The organism is Pseudomonas sp. NY8896 (assembly GCF_039634505.1).
This window is the reverse complement of sequence record NZ_CP132350.1, coordinates 3,526,742-3,544,410: the sequence shown is the minus strand read 5'-3', so window position 1 is coordinate 3,544,410 and position 17,669 is coordinate 3,526,742. Positions and strand designations below refer to the sequence as shown.

The following is a 17,669-nucleotide window of genomic DNA, read 5'->3' as shown; positions in this document are numbered from 1 at the left end:
TGCCCCCCGCTACTGCTGCAAAATGACGTTGAGCGATTCCACGACTTCGGCGGTGAGCCGGTCGAGACGGTAGCGGTAGTAGCTGTAAGCACAGACCATGGCGATGGCGGAGATCAGCAGCGGGCTCCACCAGGGCCACTCCCAGCGTCGCGAGCGGTAGGGACAATGAACGACGTTGCTGTAGGGGTCGCACACCTCTTCCGGCGTGGGGCCACGCAGTTCGCGAATGACCTTGTGCATGCGACTGATGAGGGCGTTGATGATCTCGTCGCACTTCGGATCGAGGGCGTGCTTGCCCCTGAGCCCCAGGCAGAAGCAGTAATACAGAAACTCCAGCACATCCTGGAACTCCTTGGGCGCCTGCATGACCCGTTCGAGCAGCACGAAGACCTTCTCGCCGCCCTGGGTTTCGTCGTGGAAGATGCTCAGCAGCGGTTCATGGCTCCAGCACGAATTGTTGCCCCACGGGCGGCTCATCACGGCTTCGTCCAGGTGCAGGCACAAGGCGTAGGAGTAGACCTCCAGATGCGCGGTGGCATAGCCGTGCTGCCGCATTTCTTCGCGGATGTTGCTGACCTGGTTTTGCACGGTCTTGTGCACGTAGGCGATGTTGGTCAGCTCATCCAGCGTGCGCAGGCGAATGACCAGGCCGAACAGCGGGCTTGCTGCGTCGAGCATCAGGTTTTTGAAGCCGCCGCGCAGTTGGAAGTCCGGGTCGGCGGGGTAGCCTGCCAGGTCTGTTTGCACACCCTGCTCGGCCGGATAAGGCGAATCGCCCTCCTCCGGGACCTCGAGCATGGCGTGCAGGCTGTTTTCCGTGACGTCATGGGCATCTTTGGCCCCCCCGGTTTTCTCGGGGGGAACGGAGGGTGGGCGGGGCATGCGGCGGTCCTTGTCTTCCTGCAAACTGAAGACATGAACGCTATAGGGGAATCAATTCTGCGAGGAGTCTGGCGCGTCCTAATATGTTGTAGGAATCTTCGTCTCACCTATTTTTTTGAAACGTGGAAACACATCCCCCGACAAAATCGGCGCCACAGAAAAACGATGCAACATCGCCCGAAGATCAGTTGAAAAGCCTATCCAGGCAACCAAGCTTCTTCTTGTACGACCGCCGCGCCTCCAGCGCCTGCTCCAGGCTAACCGCCAGGAACCGTGCCTGCTGGTTAGGCTGCATCTGCCCGATCAAATCAAGGTCGGCACTGATCACCGTGCCGATCATGGCGTAACCGCCACCGGACACAGCATCGCGGTGCAGGATGATCGGTTCCAACCCCGCCGGCACCTGGATCGAGCCGATTGGGTAGCAGCTGTCGACGATGTTCGACGGGTCCGACCCAGCACCGAACGGCTGCTCCCGTGGCTGGAAGCTCAAGGCACTGCCGCCTTTGTAGCGATAGCCAATACGGTCCGCCTCGGAGCCGACTGTCCAGGCTTCGGTGAAAAAGCTTTGTGCCGCAGGTGCGGTCAGGCGGTGGAAGTACAGCCCAGGCACCACCCGCAACACCACCTCGCCACCCAGGGCCTGACGCAAGGCCATCGGCAGGCTTGCACCGGCACGGGTCTTGCCGCTGGGCACGCCGACCGGTAGCAGGTCGCCCGCCATCAACTTGCGCCCATGGAAGCCGCCCAAGGCCCCCAGCGCGTAGGTGGAACGGCTACCCAGTACTTCGGGCACGTCGATGCCGCCTGCCACAGCCAGGTAGGCCCGAGCACCTGCGGTAGGAAAACCGAAACGCAACACTTGCCCGGCGCGCACGGCAAACGCCGTATCCGGCCGCTGCTCGCGGCCATCGAGCAACGCGGGCATCTGCGCACCGCAAACGGCCACCAGTGCGTCCTGCTGAAACTCCAGCTCCGGCCCCACCAACGCACATTCCAGGCCCGCAGCGCCGGCCGGGTTGCCCACCAGGTGGTTGGCCGCGCTCAAGGCGTATTGGTCGAGTGCGCCGGACGGTGGGATGCCCAGGTGGTAGTAACCTTCGCGGCCCAGGTCCTGCACGGAAGTCGCGAGGCCGGGTTTGAGCACCTTGATCATACCAGCACCTCCTGCAACGATTTGGGGTAACCGACCGGGTCGGCGAGGAAGGCATCCAGAGAAAACGCCACCGGGCGAATGCGCAGGTCGAAGCGGCCTTCCTCCACATCCGCCACCGCCTGGTCGTAGGCCCGGCGGTCAATGGGCTTGAACTGCACGATGTCGCCCGGGCGGAAGAACACCATGTGGTCCTTCAGGTAGTTCAAGGTTTGCTGCGGGTCGTAGATCGGTGCTGGGGTAACACCGAACATCTGGTAGCCGCCTGCCCCGCGCACCGAGTAGATACAGCCAAAGCAGCCGCCATGGCCCAAGGTGAGCTTCGGCGTGTCGGTACGCGGGCGCAAATACTTGGGCACCTGCAACTGCCGCTCGCGCTCGACCATCTGGAACATGAACGGCAGGCCGGCGACGAAACCGACCATCGACACGAACCACGGCGCGCCGCTGTGCGCGGCGATGAAGGCCTCGACATCGGCCAGGCCGTTGATGCGTGCGGCGTACTCCAGGTCGGTGCTGGCCGGGTCCTGGTGGCGGTCGCGAAATCGCATCAGCGTTTCATGGGTCCAGGGGTCGTTGTACAACACCGGGATCTCGATGATCCGCGTCTGCAACGAACGCTCCGCCACCGCCTGCGCTTCGGCGCCGCGCACGGCCTCAAGCAACGCCTCGGGGGCGATGCGGTCCGGGTCGAAGCGAATCTGGAACGACGCGTTGGCCAGGCACACATCCAGCACGCCATCCAGGGCCAGCCGCTCCACCGCGCGGGTGACGGCCATACCCTTGAAAAAGGCCTCCAGTGACATGCTTTCGCTGACTTCGGCAAACAGGTGCTCGTCGGCGCCGAAGCTGTAGCGGATCGGGGTTGTAGCAAGCGGTTCGGCCATGACTGTTCCTTTTCTTGGAATCTTTATAGAAAGGCAGGCAAAAACAAAATGCACGGGCTGCGGCTTGTCTGTTTGCCGGATGCCCAACGGTTTCAGCGTGGCGCACGCACCACGATGCCGGCCGTATCCAGCGCCTTGCGCGTGGCCTCGACCAGGTCGAGCGCACCTGGGGTGTCACTGTGCAGGCAGATGGAATCGAATTCGATGGCCAGGTCCTGGCCTTCGACGGTGCGTACCACGCCTTGTTGGCAAGCGCGCAAGACGCGCTCGGCGACAGCCTTGGGCTCATACCCCCGCACATTGCGGGTGAACACGATCGACCCGCTCAGGTCGTACTCGCGGTCTGCGTAAAACTCGCGAACCACCGGCTGTCCCAGTTCCTGGGCAATACGGCAGATCACCGAACCCGGCATGCAGTACAACATCAGCTCGGGCTCGATCACTCGCAGGTTTTCCACCAGCAAGCGCGCTGCCTCCTGGTCACGCGCCAAGTGCATGTACAGCGCCCCGTGCGGCTTGATGTGCTGCAGGCGCACGCCTTGGGCGCGGGCAATTTCACGCAGCGCGCCCAGTTGATAGAGCATGTCGTCGACCAACTCCTGCGCCGGAGCATTGATGTGCCGGCGACCGAAACCGACCAGGTCACGAAAGCCTGGGTGCGCCCCTACCGCAACACCCAGGGCCTTGGCGCGCTCGACTGTGCGGCGCATCGTGCCAGGGTCACCGGCATGGAAGCCGGTGGCGATGTTGGCGCTACTGATGTAGCCCATCAGCTCGTTATCGACGCCATCACCGATCGTCCAGGGGCCAAAGCCCTCACCCATGTCCGAATTGAAATCCACTGCTTGCATGACGGCATCTCCTGGCACTTGTGACTGCATGCATGCCACGTTAGATTCTCTGTACCCCCTTGGGAAGATCTATAAACAGATAGGGTGTCTTCTGAAAAACAGATACACCGGGAGCCTACCGTGTCACTGACCCTGCGCCAGGTCCGCTACTTCGTCGCCACCGCCGAAATCGGCCAGATTTCCCAAGCGGCGATTCACTTGAACATCTCCCAATCGGCTGTGACCACGGCCATCAAGGAGCTTGAAGCGATGCTCGGCGTGCTGTTGTTCCAGCGCTCGGCCCAAGGCATGAGCCTGACCGAGGCCGGCCGGCACTTTCTGAACCGCGCCTACGTCATCCTGCGCAGTGTCGACGACGCGCTGAACAGCCCGCTACCGGACGTGCGCGCCAGCGGCCTGTTGCGCCTGGCGGCCAGTTACACAGTGATCGGCTACTTCCTGCCGCACCACCTGCAACGCCTGGAACACTGGCACCCGGACGTAACCCTGGAGCTGTACGAGCAGGAGCGCAGCGCTATCGAGCAAGGCCTGCTGGAGGGGCGTTTCGACATGGCGGTGGTACTCACCGCCAACCTCACCCACCCCGACATCGTCTCGGAAACCCTGTTCAACTCCGAACGCCGGCTGTGGCTGCCCGGGCATCACCCGTTGTGCGAACGCTCGGCAGTGAGCCTGGCCGATGTGGCCTGTGAGCCGTTCATTCTGCTGACTGTCGATGAGGCCGAGCAAAGTGCCATGCGCTACTGGGAACAGGCCGGGCAACGGCCCAGTGTACGGGTACGCACCAGCTCGGTGGAGGCCGTGCGCAGCATGGTCGCCAACGGCAGCGGCGTGGCGATCCTGTCGGACCTGGTGCACCGGCCTTGGTCGCTTGAGGGCAAGCGTATCGAGACGGTCACCATCAGTGACCCGGTCACACCAATGAGCGTGGGGCTGGCCTGGCACCGGGAGCGCGCGTTCAGCCCGGCGATGCAGGCCGTGCGCAACTACTTCCACGATGCGTTTCTGGCGCCGCAACAATTGTCGGCTCGGCGCTGATGAAGGCAAAACCGATCGCAAGCCGAACGATCAGCCGCCACAACCGTCCTAAGCTGAGCCGGTGCCGACACGCAAAGAGGACGCGCAATGACCCAGCCCGACCCGTCATACGTCAAATGGCTCGAAGACCGCGCCATGCTCAAGGCCTCTCAGGCGCGCGCCAGCCTGTATTCAGGCCAGTCACGCCTGTGGCAACAACCCTATGCCGAGGCCCAGCCCCGGCGCGCCACCGAAATCGCCTCGGTGTGGCTGACCGTCTACCCTGACGCCATCATCGCCCCCGAGGGTTGCTCGGTGCTGGGTGCCCTGGCCCACGAAGCGCTGTGGAAGCGCCTGTCGGAAATCGGCGTACAGGGCCTGCACACCGGCCCGATCAAGCGCTCCGGGGGTATCCGCGGCCGCGAACTCACCCCCAGCGTGGATGGCAACTTCGACCGCATCAGTTTCGACATCGACCCGCTGTACGGCAGCGAGCAGGAGTTGATCCAGATGAGCCGCATGGCCGCCGCGCACAATGCCGTGACCATTGACGACCTGATCCCCTCGCACACCGGCAAGGGGGCCGACTTCCGCCTCGCCGAGCTTGCCCACGGCCCCTACCCTGGGCTGTACCACATGGTCGAGGTGCGCGAAGAAGACTGGCCGCTGCTGCCCGAGGTGCCCGTCGGCCGCGACGCGGTCAACCTGCTGCCAGCTCAGTGCGACGAGCTCAAGGCCCGCCACTACATCGTCGGCCAGTTGCAACGGGTCATTTTCTTCGAGCCGGGCGTCAAGGAAACCGACTGGAGCGCCACGCCACCGGTCACAGGCGTCGACGGCAAGACCCGGCGCTGGGTGTACCTGCACTACTTCAAGGAAGGCCAACCGTCGCTGAACTGGCTGGACCCGACCTTCGCCGCCCAGCAGATGATCATTGGCGACGCGCTGCACGCCCTGGATTGCCTGGGTGCGCGCGGCTTGCGCCTGGACGCCAACGGCTTTCTCGGCGTGGAAACGCGCGCCAGCGGCACCGCCTGGTCGGAAAGCCATCCGCTGTCGATCGTCGGCAATCAGTTGATCGGCGGCATGATCCGCAAGGCCGGTGGTTTCAGCTTCCAGGAGCTCAACCTGACCCTTGATGACATTGCGCAGATGTCCAAGGGCGGTGCCGACCTGTCCTACGATTTCATTACCCGGCCGGCCTATCAGCATGCGCTGTTGACCGGCGACACCGCGTTCCTGCGCCTGATGCTCAAAGAAATGCATGCCTTCGGCATCGACCCGGCCTCGCTGATCCATGCCCTGCAGAACCACGACGAGCTGACGGTGGAACTGGTGCACTTCTGGACCCTGCATGCCCACGACATGTACCTGTACAAAGGCCAGACCCTGCCTGGCAGCATCCTGCGCGAACACATCCGCGAAGAGATCTACGAACGGCTGTCGGGCGAACATGCGCCCTACAACCTGCGCTTCGTCACCAATGGCATCGCCTGCACCACCGCCAGCCTGATCGCTGCCGCACTGGGCATTCGCGACCTCGAGCAGATTGGCACGGCTGACATCGAACTGATCCAGAAGGTGCACCTGCTGCTGGTCATGTACAACGCCATGCAGCCCGGGGTGGTCGCATTGTCTGGCTGGGACTTGGTCGGCGCCCTGCCCTTGCCCGCCGAAGCCGTGGCCGAGCGCATGCTCGATGGCGATACCCGCTGGATTCACCGGGGCGGCTATGACCTTGCCGGGCTTGACCCGCAAGCCGAGGCGTCAGTGCGTGGCATGCCGCGTGCACGGGCACTGTACGGCAGCCTCGACAGCCAGCTGGAAGCGGTTGATTCGTTTGCCTGCAAAGTGAAGAAACTGCTAGCGGTACGCCAGGCCTATGGCATTGCCACCAGCCGTCAGGTGCTGGTACCCGAGGTCATCAGCCCGGGGCTGCTGGTGATGGTGCATGAGCTGCCAGCCGGGCGCGGCATCCAGATCAGTGCGTTGAACTTTGGCCATGAAACGATTGCCGAGGAGCTGCTGTTGGACGGGTTCACGCCTGGGCCGGTGGTGGACATGATCAACGAAACGGTCGAAGGCGACTTGAGCGAAGATGGGCGGTTGATGGTGAACCTGGACCCGTACGAGGCGCTGTGCCTGCGCATCGTCAACAGTAGCGGACATGTGTAATTGGCGATGAAAACAGCCACCCGATCAATCAAATCGTAATATCGAATGGCCATATTGGGCGCCCCTGAACACTCACCCATGGTCGCCCAATGCATTTCACGCCCAACCGCCTGGCCCTGTGCATCGCCCTGGCCTGTGCTGCCTTCGCCCCCAGCGCCTTTGCCAAGGATTACCTGATCGACCGCGCCAGCACCGACACCCTGGAGCTGAAAAAGTCCGACACCTTGATAGTGACGGCCAGTGGCAGCATCGTGGCCAGTGACGACGACGGCGTGATTTTGCCCAAGCACACCAGTGGTGCAACGGTGAGCGTCGATAACGCCGGCATCATCCGCTCAACCGATGGCCGTGGCATTGACAGCAAGGGCGACGGCGAAGACCTCAGCCACTTCGTCATCACCAACCACGCCGGGGGGCTGATCCAAGGCAGCAACGACGGCTTGCGCTTGCAGACCAACCCTGCCGCCGGCGGTAGCCTGAGCATCATCAACGCGGGCACCATCGCGTCCACCGTCGACGGCCAGGCCATCGACCTCGAAACGCTGAACAATCCAGCGTTCACCACCACCCTGGAGAACCAGGCCACAGGCGTGATCCACGCCGTAGGCAACGACGCGATCAAGACCGGCTCCAACGCCACGATCACCAACTACGGGCTGATCTACACCGACACCGCGCCACAGGACAAGAACGGCCTGGACCAGAAGTGGGACGGCATCAAGATCGGCACTTCTACCGGGGTCACCGTGTACAACCACGGCACCATCAGCGCCGACCGCCACGGCGTCGACCTGAAGACCGATGCCACGCTGTACAACTACGAGGGCGCCAGCGTTACCGGGCGCAACGGTTCGGGTTTCGGCTCCGACGGCAGCGGCACGGTGTACAACTGGGGCACCATCACCGGTGCCATCGCCGACGGCAAGATCAATGGCGACGGCGATGGCGTCGATATCGACAACATCGGCCATGTATACAACGCCGGCACCATCCAGGGTTTGGGCGCCAAGGGCGTCGACAGTGGTGGCCGGCCAAATGGCAGCGAAGGCATTGCCATGGGCGGTGGCAGCATCGTCAATACCACCAGTGGGGTCATTCGCAGTGTCGACAACGGCATCCTGGTCGATGACGGCGCCGAAGGTGCCGGTGTGGCCGCGACCACTATCAGCAACGCCGGACGCATCGAGGGCGAAGGCGGCTTTGGCATCAAGCTGATCGGCGAGTACGACGACAGCGTGATCAACAGCGGGACTATCAGCGGTGGCAACGGCCTTGCGCTGAGCATGGGTGCCGGCAACGACAGCCTCACCGTGCTGACTGGTGGCACGTTCAACGGCCTGGTCGATGGCGGTGCTGGCATCGACAGCCTGACCCTGAACGGCACTGGCAACTTCGGCAACAGCGCCAACTTCGAAACCTTGAAGGTCAGCGGCGGCAGTTGGACCCTGACCAGCCTCGAAGACTTCAGCCAAGGTGGCGTGGTGAACTCGGGCGCCACGCTGATCAATCAGGGCAGCATCCTCGGCTCGATGTTGATTGAAAAAGGCGCCACGTATGCCGGTGGCGGGTCGGTCGGCGGGCTGCAAGTGAACGGCACCCTGCTCACCAACACCGGCCTGGGCGTCGCCGCCGTTGCGGGCGACCTGAGCTTTGGCCAGGGTTCAAGCCTGGTGTATGGCGTCAACGCTGACGGCAGCAGTGCACCGATCCATGTCAGCGGTACTGCCAACCTCGATGGCGCCACGTTGCATGTGCAGCCAAGCGCCGGCGAATACCCGTGGCAGAGCCACTACACCGTGCTGACCGCCGGTGCCGTGAACGGCACCTTCACCCAAGTCAGCAGCGACTATGCCTTCCTCACCCCTACCCTGCGCTACAACAACACCTCGGTAGGTCTGGACTACACCCGCAACGACGTAGCCTTCGAGCACTATGCACCGTCCGCCAACGCGGCTGGCGCTGCGCGTAGCCTGGCCAGCCTCGGGCAGAACAGCAACCTGTACAACGCCGTGCTTGGTACCACCGCAGCCGGTGCCGGCAATGCCATCGAGCAGCTGTCCGGCAGCAATACCGCCAACCTCGCGGCCGCCACCCTGGCTGGCGCGTCGCAGGTCGGCAGCAGCATGCTCGGCGCGATGCAGGCAATGGGCAGCGCTGGCGGCCTGCTGGTTGGCCTGAGCGACAGCGACGGCCCGGCGCTGGCCGCAACCGGCGTGCCGCGTGAAGCGCGCAACCTCAACGACCCGACTGCCCAGGGGCGCGTCTGGGCACAGGCGCTGGGCAGCTACGGCAAGGTCGATGGCAGCCATGGCGCCAGCACACTGGAGCAGCGTACCGGCGGTGGTGTGCTGGGCGTCGACTGGGCGTTGGCTGGTGACTGGCGCGTGGGCCTGCTGGGTGGCTACTCGCACACCCGCCTGGACGCCACTGGCCTGGATGGCACGGTGCGCAGCTGGCACGCTGGCGTCTACGCCCAGCATCAGAGCGGCCCACTGGCCGTGCGCCTGGGTGCGGCGTACAGCAGCCACGACGGCGACAGCAAGCGCGACGTGGCGTTTGCCGGTTTCAAAGAGCGCCTCGAGGGTGACTACGACGCCGACAGTCAGCAGGCCTTCATCGAGCTGGGTTACGCCATGGGCAGCGGTCGCCTGAGCGCCGAGCCGTTCACCAACCTCGGCTACCAGCGCTACCACCGCGACAATTACCGGGAACAAGGCGGCGATGCGGCGCTGGCCGTGGACGCCGATACCCAGGACAACGTCAGCAGCACCTTCGGTGTGCGCCTGGCGCACCTGGGGCAGCTGGACAACGGCATGAGCCTGACGCCACGGGCGACCCTGGGCTGGCGGCACACTTACGGCAGCATCGATACCCGCACGCGGCAGGCGTTTATCGCAGGGGGTGATGCGTTCAGTGTCGAAGGCAGTGCGATCGACCGCGACAGCTTGCTGGTCGAGGCCGGGCTGGACCTGGGGCTGAGTGCGCGGCAAAGCGTAGGCATCGGGTATAGCGGTGAACTGGGCAGCAACAGCCGTAACCATGCGGTGGTTGGGCAGTGGCAGTTGAAATTCTGATTTCAGAGTACGGTCACTGCGTACGGCAGTGGCCTTGCCCACTATTCGTACAGTCAACATTGCGCTTGAGAATTTCTGGTTTTGGTTTGTCTGCACAGTGTCCGTGACCTAATGTGATGGCAGTCGCCAGGCCATCTACCCCCTCAAAAGTCGGCATTGCTGAGCGCCCCAGTGAGAGAAAATCGGTACGCGAAGATTTTCCCCTGGCAACAAGCGCTCGATAAACCAGTAATTCGATGGAGCTGAATACAGGCACATGTACACACTGACTGCAATGTACAGCGTACCAAGCGTGACTTGGCAACAATTGCCATGCGAGCAACCCGCTTCGTGCATGAGCGGTTGCCGTACTGCGAACAACGATAATTGTGTCTGCCAGCAAATGCGCGAGGCACTCGACCGCTATGCGGGCTTGTTCGCCAAGCTGCTCACGCCGCAGGTGTCACTATGGGGCATGCGCTGGGGTGAGCCCTACCATGTGGACTTTGTTACACGGAGCAGAACGGCAAGCTATTTCACCCTGTTGCCCATCAGCAATAGATTGATAAGCGGCACGGCAGTGGTACCAAATTATGAAACCTGCACATTGGAACCGACTTACAACACGCTCACATTCAGGGACTTAGACCTCGACATCTGGGCGCAATCCTTCATGTCCGCATTCGACGATTTCCTCGCCTTGATGACCAACGGCGCACCCACCTCGTTCGACGATACCGTCTATCAGCGGCTTGTAACGTTGAAGGAAACCCTTGCCAAAGTGCTTGCCACAGGTGTCGCTCCGGTTTTCGCCATGCAGTCAGACGGCGACCTGAGCGCCGCACGGGATCAGTTTGAGCAGCATGTGCAAACGTCGTTCTCAAATGCGTATCTGCATGCCTCGATTGTACAAATACCAGCCGCTGTCAGCACGCCGGTTCCATTGCGAGCTGAATCGAGCGTCCCGCGTTTCATAGGTACACTCATGGAGTTTGGCTATACGCACTCGCATGGAAATCGTTGTGTACTGGGTCACCAGGCTGGTCCCCAGTTCACAACGATGTCCATGCTTGAAGTACCAATGCCTAGGCGGGAATTCCCTCATCAACCGTCGCTGTTGAGTCAACGAGCAAAACTGTCCCACGAGGCGCGTGTCCAGGCCTCTGCCTGCACAGCGCTGCAGTGGAGTTATGAGGCGCAAGTGGAGTTGCCCGCACACGGTGCTCAAGACCAGCTTTGGGTAAGACTGGCCTACAACAAGCCAATCGATGAGCCGCTACAGGATTGCGACTCAACTGACATAGGTGATCACCAGGAAATGTTTGCCGCGCTTGCGTCATTCAATGTTGCCTGGCCGGTCTTGTGGCCACAGATGCAGGCATTGCAACAAGAGGCATCAGAACGGCATGCCGATGGTCCCGCAAAGCAACGGGTAACTACTGCATTGCTGAATCAGTTTGAACACGTCATCCAAGCATGGGCTAACTGGCGTTGGCCCACATGCGCAACTGTGCCGAGAGCGTCAACGGCTCCTCCTCCCGCTGATCAGGCAAGCGCTCTGTATGTTTTGGATTTCGCGTGCGCCTCCAATGGGCGCAAGACGCTGCGCCTGTTCGCTCAAAGCTCACAAGTGGAGGCAGGGTGTGGCCTTTCGAAGATGGGCTGGCCAACCATCAATGGCCAACACCCCTGCGGCGTAGCGTTTGCAGGTGAAGTAGCGGCACTCAATAACGACTCATGCTGGTATGTGGCACAGTACGATGATCAAGCGCTTTCAACGATGGACGAGCCTACTTTCAAATTCGTCTGGGCGAATATCGATATCGGAACATACCAGAGTGCTTGCTCGACCTGGTGGATTGTGCGAAACGCGAATCTTGAAGGTTCTGCGGGGGCGCGGACCAACTCAGCCTTGGTCTATCAGTCGCCGGCATCTGCTTTCAGCGCTCCCGTTGTGCCAAATATCATCCTACCAAGCCGCCAGTTCGCCTGCGATGGCAACTTATTCACTGCTATCGAGCTTGCCTTGACGCCGTTCGCCAATGCAAGCCGTGCACGGCCCCGGGAATGTTGCCTCAGTATAGCCATGGGTTTGCGCTCTCAGATTACCGCCCCCAGTGCTGCTGCATTGGACGCTTGGTGCGAGGTTCCGATTCTGCTGGTAGACAATGTGAGTATTGCGAACGGTGACTCTGAAACTATCGCCGACAACGCCCACTCTTTCGCCACGCTGGTCGAGCAATTGGCGGATGGATTCATGCAGTGGTTCAATCACACGACCCCATCCTCACAAAGCGCAATGTTAAAACTAGACGTCACGCTGTATTTCAACCTGAACGAAGTGTGGTTGCCAATTGCATCCGCGCCTGAACTACTTATCAGCATTCCTGCGGATGGAACGTTGTCCCGCCGAGGGGCTGGTTCTTACGCATGACTGCACGGAGGGAAGCCAGGCGGGTGTTTTTTACGAATTGGCAGGAGCAAAGCAAGGTCGTGCAAAGCCTTGCATTTACAGCGCTACGGGCATAGCGTTCGGGTGTTTTCTTTTCCGCGCCCAGGAGCAACTCCATGTACACCGGCATCGTCCAGGCCGTCCGCCCTCTGCTTGATGTGACCACCTACCCGGGCCACAACCAGTTCACCATCGACCTCACCCCAGAACTGCTCGAAGCGCTGAAGATCGGCGCCAGCGTCAGCGTCGAAGGCACTTGCCTGTCGGTCACCGAAATCGACGGCAGCCAGGTCAGGTTCGACGCCATGACCGCTACCCTCGAACGCACCAACCTGCGTAACTTCAAGGCCGGCCAAGGGGTGAACATCGAACGTTCAGCGAAGATGAACGCCGAAGTTGGCGGCCACCTGATGGCTGGCCACATCGCCACCACTGCCGAAATCGTCGAGCTGTCGATCAAGGAAACCGGCGCCTTCATCAAGTTCCGCATGCCGCCGGAATGGGGCAAGTACGTGTTTGCGCGTGGTTTCATCGGGGTCAATGGCTGCAGCCTGACCGTCGCTGATGTGGAGGACAACATCATCACCATCAACCTGATCCCGGAAACCCTGCGTCAGACCACCTTCGCCAGCTACAAGGCCGGCGAACAGCTAAACATCGAGGTCGACCACCAGACCATGGTGCTGGTCGATGTGGTGGAGCGCACCATCAAAGGCACCCTGGCCCGCGAAAAACAGCTGCCTTGAGGCCTGCACATGCTGCCTAACGCCCTCACCGCGCGCACGGCCAAGCGTTTACGCCTGCAAGTACTGCGTGGCCGCGTCGGCCTCGGCCTGGTCGCCGCGCTGTCGGTGCTGGCCGGCATGACCGATGCCATTGGCCTGTTGGCACTGGGCGACTTTGTGTCGTTCATGAGTGGCAACACCACACGCCTGGCAGTGGCCATCAGTGAGGCAGATCTGGCCCTGGTGCTGCGCCTGAGTGGCGCAGTGCTGGGTTTTGTCGCGGGCAATGCATTGGGCGTGCTGATGGCGCGTGGCTTGGGCCGTCGGGCCTGGCCGGTGCTGCTGGTGGTTGCCGCACTGCTGGCGTTCGCGGCAGCGTGGCCATTGCCAGCCACCTTTCCGGCGCTGTTGGCCGCAACGCTGGCCATGGGCATGATCAATGCTGTGGTCGAACAGGTGAATGGCCTGCCCATCGGCCTGACCTACGTGACCGGCGCCCTGTCGCGTTTCGGCCGTGGCCTGGGGCGCTGGCTGCTGGGTGAGCGGCGCAACGGCTGGCGGGTGCAGCTGGTGCCTTGGGCCGGCATGCTGCTGGGGGCTGCGCTCGGCGCCTGGTTGCAACAACACCTGGGCCTGCAGGCCTTGGCCGGCAGTTGCGCGCTGGCCTGCATGCTGGCCCTGGTGTCGCGGTTCATCCCGCGCGCCTGGCAGCGTGGCTACATGCCGCGCTGATCATTCGATGCGCGGGTGCTGCTGGGCCAGCGTCTCGCGCTTGGCTTCCAGTTCGGCGATTTGCGCATCGATGTCCTCGATCTTCTGCTCGATGTTGTCGTGGTGCTCCTGCAGCAGCTCACGCGCTTCCTCGATGTCCGATGCCGCCGGTGCCGCGCCTCGCAGCGGCTTGTTGGCGGTTTCCTTCATGGTCAGGCCGGTCAGCAGGCCAATGGCGGCGATTACCATCAGGTAGTAGGCCGGCATGTAGAGGTCGCCGGTACTCTCCACCAGCCAGGCAGCGAGGGTCGGAGTAAGCCCGGCTATCAGCACCGAAATGTTGAATGCAGCGGCCAGGGCGCTGTAGCGGATGTGCGTAGGGAACATCGCTGGCAACGTGGAGGCCATCACGCCGATGAAAAAGTTCAGCAGCACAGCAATGATCAGCAGCCCGGCGAAAATCACCCCCAGCACGCCGCTGTTGATCAACATGAATGCCGGAATGGCCAGGGCGAACAGGCCAACACTGCCAACGATGATGAATGGCCGACGGCCAAACTTGTCGCTGAGCAGGCCGATCATCGGCTGCACGAACAGCATGCCGACCATGATCGCGATGATGATCAGCACACCATGGTCTTCGCTGTAGTGCAGGTTGTGCGACAGGTAGCTGGGCATGTAGGTGAGCAGCATGTAGTAGGTGACGTTGGTGGCGATTACCACACCAATGCAGGTCACCAGGCTGCGCCAGTGCTGGGTAGCCACCTCCTTGAACGACACCTTGGGCCCAGAAGCCAGGCCTTCACGGTCGCCCTGCTCCAGCTTGTCGACATGCTGCTGAAACGCGGGTGTCTCTTCCAGCGCATGGCGCAGGTAAAGGCCGATGATGCCCAGCGGCAGGGCCAGGAAGAACGGCAGCCGCCAGCCCCATTCAAGGAACTTCTCTTCACCGAGAATGGTGGATATCAGCACCACCACTCCAGCACCTAGCACAAACCCGGCAATCGAGCCGAAGTCCAGCCAGCTACCGAGAAAACCGCGCTTGCGGTCAGGGGCGTATTCGGCAACGAAGATCGAGGCACCGGTGTACTCGCCCCCCACTGAAAAACCCTGGGCCATCTTGGCCAGCAACAACAGTATCGGCGCCCAGATGCCGATGCTGGCGTAGGACGGTATAAGGCCGATGGCGAAGGTGCTGAGCGACATGATCACGATGGTCGCAGCGAGGATTTTCTGCCGCCCGAACTTGTCGCCCAAGGCGCCGAAGAACAACCCGCCCAATGGCCGGATCAGGAACGGCACCGAGAAGGTGGCCAGGGCCGCGATCATCTGCACGCTGGGGTCGGCATTGGGGAAGAACACCTTGCCCAGGGCGTAGGCGACGAAGCCGTACACGCCAAAGTCGAACCACTCCATGGCATTACCCAGCGCAGCGGCGGTGATCGCCTTCTTCATCTTGGCGTCGTCGACGATGGTAATGTCCTTCAGGCCGATTGGCTGGACGCTTTTCTTGCGAGGTTTCATACCCGTATCCCTGTCGATGAATGCTCTAAGGGATCAGATACAACGGGACACTAAATAATTCAGCGCTTACTGATTTTTTGTGCATTGGCATAAAAAAGCCGCTGCAATAGCAGCGGCATTTGTTTGCTGAAGGCTGGGCTTCAGATACCTTCGCGGGCCAGGTCCATGGCGAAGTAAGTCAGGATCAAGTCGGCACCGGCACGCTTGATCGCGCCGATGCTTTCACGCACCACCCGGCCTTCATCGATGGCGCCGGCCAGGCCGCCAAACTTGATCATCGCGTACTCGCCACTCACCTGGTACGCCGCCAGCGGCAGGCGCGAGGCTGCGCGAATGTCGGCAATCACGTCAAGGTAGGCACCGGCCGGCTTGACCATCAGCACATCCGCACCTTCCTGCTCGTCGAGCAGCGACTCGCGCACCGCTTCGCGGCGGTTCATCGGGTTCATCTGGTAGCTCTTGCGGTCACCTTTCAGCGCAGTGCCGCCGGCCTCGCGGAACGGGCCATACAGCGACGAGGCGAACTTGGTCGAGTAGGCCATGATCGCAGTGTCGTGGAAACCGGCACCATCCAGCGCGCTGCGGATAGCCTGTACCTGGCCGTCCATCGCCGCCGACGGGGCGATAAAGTCGGCACCCGCCGCCGCGGCGATGACCGCCTGCTTGCCCAGGTTGGCCAGGGTGGCGTCGTTGTCCACACCGTGGTCATGCAGCACACCGCAGTGGCCGTGGCTGGTGTATTCGCAAAAGCAGGTGTCGGACATCACCACCATTTCCGGCACGGTGTCCTTGCAGATGCGCGACATGCGCGCGACCAGGCCGTTTTCGTTCCAGGTGTCGCTACCAGTGGCGTCCAGGTGGTGCGAGACGCCAAAGGTCATCACCGACTTGATACCGGCACGGGCATAGCGCTCGATTTCCTGGGCCAGCAGCTTCTCGGGGATGCGGTTGACACCGGGCATGCTGGTGATCGGCACGAAATCATCGATACCCTCCTCGACGAAGATCGGCAGGATCAGGTCTTCCAGGCGGAACTCGGTTTCCTGGAAGATCGTGCGCAGGGACTCGTTCTGGCGCAGGCGGCGGGGACGAACGGACGGGAATTGGTTGGACATGACAGCTCCAGGGCATTTTGAACGGCGTATACCTTATGCCTGTCGCGCGCCAGTGAAAAGGCCAAATGACGAGATTATGTCTTGCGTCAATGGCAAGGGCTGCTTCGGTCGCGTGCGCTCATGCGCCGGCCTCTTCGCGGGCGAGCCCGCGAAGAGGCCGGTGAGTCAAGCGGTTACTGCAGCCAGGGCGGCGTCGGCTCCTCTGCCTTGGCCGGCCCATGCTCCGCCTCGGCGCGCGCCGCACGACGGCGGGCGTCATCCATCCGGGCGGCGTCGATCTCCCGCATTACCCCGGTCACGTCAGCCTCGTGCTCGTCATCCTCGAACACCCCAGTCAGCGGGCTGTCAGGGAGCAATTTGCCGGCCTCGTACAACGCCCACATTTCCTGCGCATAGCGGGTGCTTTTCAGCTCCGGGGCAAAGCGCCCGAAATAATGGGCCATGTTGTCCACGTCGCGCTGCAGCATGCTGAAGGCATGGTTGTTGGCCGCCGCATCCACTGCCTGCGGCAAGTCGATGATCACCGGCCCGTCCGGGCCAAGCAGCACGTTGAACTCGGACAGGTCGCCATGCACCAGCCCGGCACACAGCATCAGCACGATCTGACGAATAACAAAGGCATGGAATACGCGGGCATCTTCGGCTTCAAGGTGCACATCGTTCAGGCGCGGGGCCGCATCGCCATCGGCATCGGTCACCAGCTCCATCAACAGCACGCCGTCCTGGAAGTCGTAGGGCTTGGGTACCCTTACACCAGCGCCGGCCAAACGGAACAGCGCCGCCACTTCAGCGTTCTGCCAGGCATCTTCGGCTTCTTTACGGCCGAACTTGCTGCCCTTGGCCATCGCGCGTGCCTGGCGGCTGTTACGCACCTTGCGGCCTTCCTGGTACTCGGCGGCCTGGCGGAAACTGCGCTTGTTGGCTTCTTTGTAAACCTTGGCGCAGCGCACCTGGCTGCCGCAGCGCACCACATACACAGCGGCTTCCTTGCCACTCATCAACGGCCGTAGTACTTCGTCGACCAGGCCGTCTTCGATCAGGGGTTCGATTCTTTTAGGTGTCTTCATCAGGCTGCGTTCAGGGTCCTGGCTTTGTTGGCGGACATCCTCTCACAGCCTGATGCG

The 17,669-nt window shown here is 62.1% G+C and carries 13 protein-coding genes; 6 read left to right on the top strand and 7 right to left on the bottom strand.

Features of this window, described 5'->3' with window-relative positions; genetic code table 11:
• Window positions 1–9 precede the first annotated feature (9 nt).
• From icmH to Q9451_RS15845, 4 genes are all read right to left on the bottom strand, one after another.
• Window positions 10–882: a type IVB secretion system protein IcmH/DotU gene (gene icmH, locus Q9451_RS15860; protein WP_012272490.1), complete on the bottom strand. Its 873-nt coding sequence runs from the start codon at window positions 880–882 to the stop codon at window positions 10–12.
• A 184-nt stretch (window positions 883–1,066) separates the two neighbouring features.
• Window positions 1,067–2,038, bottom strand: a complete 972-nt coding sequence (locus Q9451_RS15855; protein ID WP_012272491.1) for a biotin-dependent carboxyltransferase family protein — start codon at window positions 2,036–2,038, stop codon at window positions 1,067–1,069.
• On the bottom strand, window positions 2,035–2,922 hold the full coding sequence (locus Q9451_RS15850; RefSeq protein ID WP_012272492.1) for an allophanate hydrolase subunit 1: 888 nt from the start codon (window positions 2,920–2,922) through the stop codon (window positions 2,035–2,037). Before Q9451_RS15850 ends, Q9451_RS15855 begins: the two co-directional genes overlap by 4 nt.
• Before the next feature lie 92 nt (window positions 2,923–3,014).
• The gene (locus Q9451_RS15845) at window positions 3,015–3,773 is read right to left on the bottom strand and encodes a 5-oxoprolinase subunit PxpA (protein ID WP_012272493.1); all 759 of its coding nucleotides are present in this window, start codon (window positions 3,771–3,773) and stop codon (window positions 3,015–3,017) included.
• 120 nt (window positions 3,774–3,893) lie between these two features.
• On the opposite strand from Q9451_RS15845, the gene Q9451_RS15840 reads away from it, so the two are divergent.
• From Q9451_RS15840 to Q9451_RS15815, 6 genes are all read left to right on the top strand, one after another.
• Window positions 3,894–4,811, top strand: coding sequence for a LysR family transcriptional regulator (locus Q9451_RS15840; protein WP_012272494.1), 918 nt, complete (start codon window positions 3,894–3,896; stop codon window positions 4,809–4,811).
• An 87-nt stretch (window positions 4,812–4,898) separates the two neighbouring features.
• Window positions 4,899–6,965 (top strand): maltose alpha-D-glucosyltransferase, encoded by a 2,067-nt coding sequence (treS, locus tag Q9451_RS15835; RefSeq protein ID WP_012272495.1) that lies wholly within the window; start codon window positions 4,899–4,901, stop codon window positions 6,963–6,965.
• Window positions 6,966–7,054: 89 nt separating this feature from the next.
• Window positions 7,055–10,039, top strand: a complete 2,985-nt coding sequence (locus tag Q9451_RS15830) for an autotransporter domain-containing protein (protein ID WP_345960618.1) — start codon at window positions 7,055–7,057, stop codon at window positions 10,037–10,039.
• A gap of 256 nt (window positions 10,040–10,295) precedes the next feature.
• Entirely contained in the window at window positions 10,296–12,452 is a 2,157-nt protein-coding gene (locus Q9451_RS15825; RefSeq protein ID WP_150104953.1) for a hypothetical protein, read from the top strand.
• Between the two features lie 134 nt (window positions 12,453–12,586).
• Window positions 12,587–13,216, top strand: a complete 630-nt coding sequence (locus Q9451_RS15820; protein ID WP_012272498.1) for a riboflavin synthase — start codon at window positions 12,587–12,589, stop codon at window positions 13,214–13,216.
• Window positions 13,217–13,225: 9 nt separating this feature from the next.
• Window positions 13,226–13,927, top strand: a complete 702-nt coding sequence (locus Q9451_RS15815; protein ID WP_012272499.1) for a YoaK family protein — start codon at window positions 13,226–13,228, stop codon at window positions 13,925–13,927.
• On the opposite strand, the gene proP is transcribed toward Q9451_RS15815, so the two are convergent.
• The 3 genes from proP to Q9451_RS15800 form a co-directional block, all read right to left on the bottom strand.
• Window positions 13,928–15,430 carry a glycine betaine/L-proline transporter ProP gene (gene proP / locus Q9451_RS15810; protein ID WP_012272500.1) on the bottom strand — a complete coding sequence of 501 codons (1,503 nt, stop codon included), beginning with the start codon at window positions 15,428–15,430 and terminating at the stop codon, window positions 13,928–13,930. It abuts the gene before it with no gap.
• A 140-nt stretch (window positions 15,431–15,570) separates the two neighbouring features.
• The gene (gene hemB, locus Q9451_RS15805; RefSeq protein WP_012272501.1) at window positions 15,571–16,545 is read right to left on the bottom strand and encodes a porphobilinogen synthase; all 975 of its coding nucleotides are present in this window, start codon (window positions 16,543–16,545) and stop codon (window positions 15,571–15,573) included.
• 173 nt (window positions 16,546–16,718) lie between these two features.
• Complete coding sequence (locus Q9451_RS15800; RefSeq protein WP_012272502.1) at window positions 16,719–17,612, bottom strand: PA4780 family RIO1-like protein kinase; 894 nt, start codon at window positions 17,610–17,612, stop codon at window positions 16,719–16,721.
• Window positions 17,613–17,669: the final 57 nt, after the last annotated feature.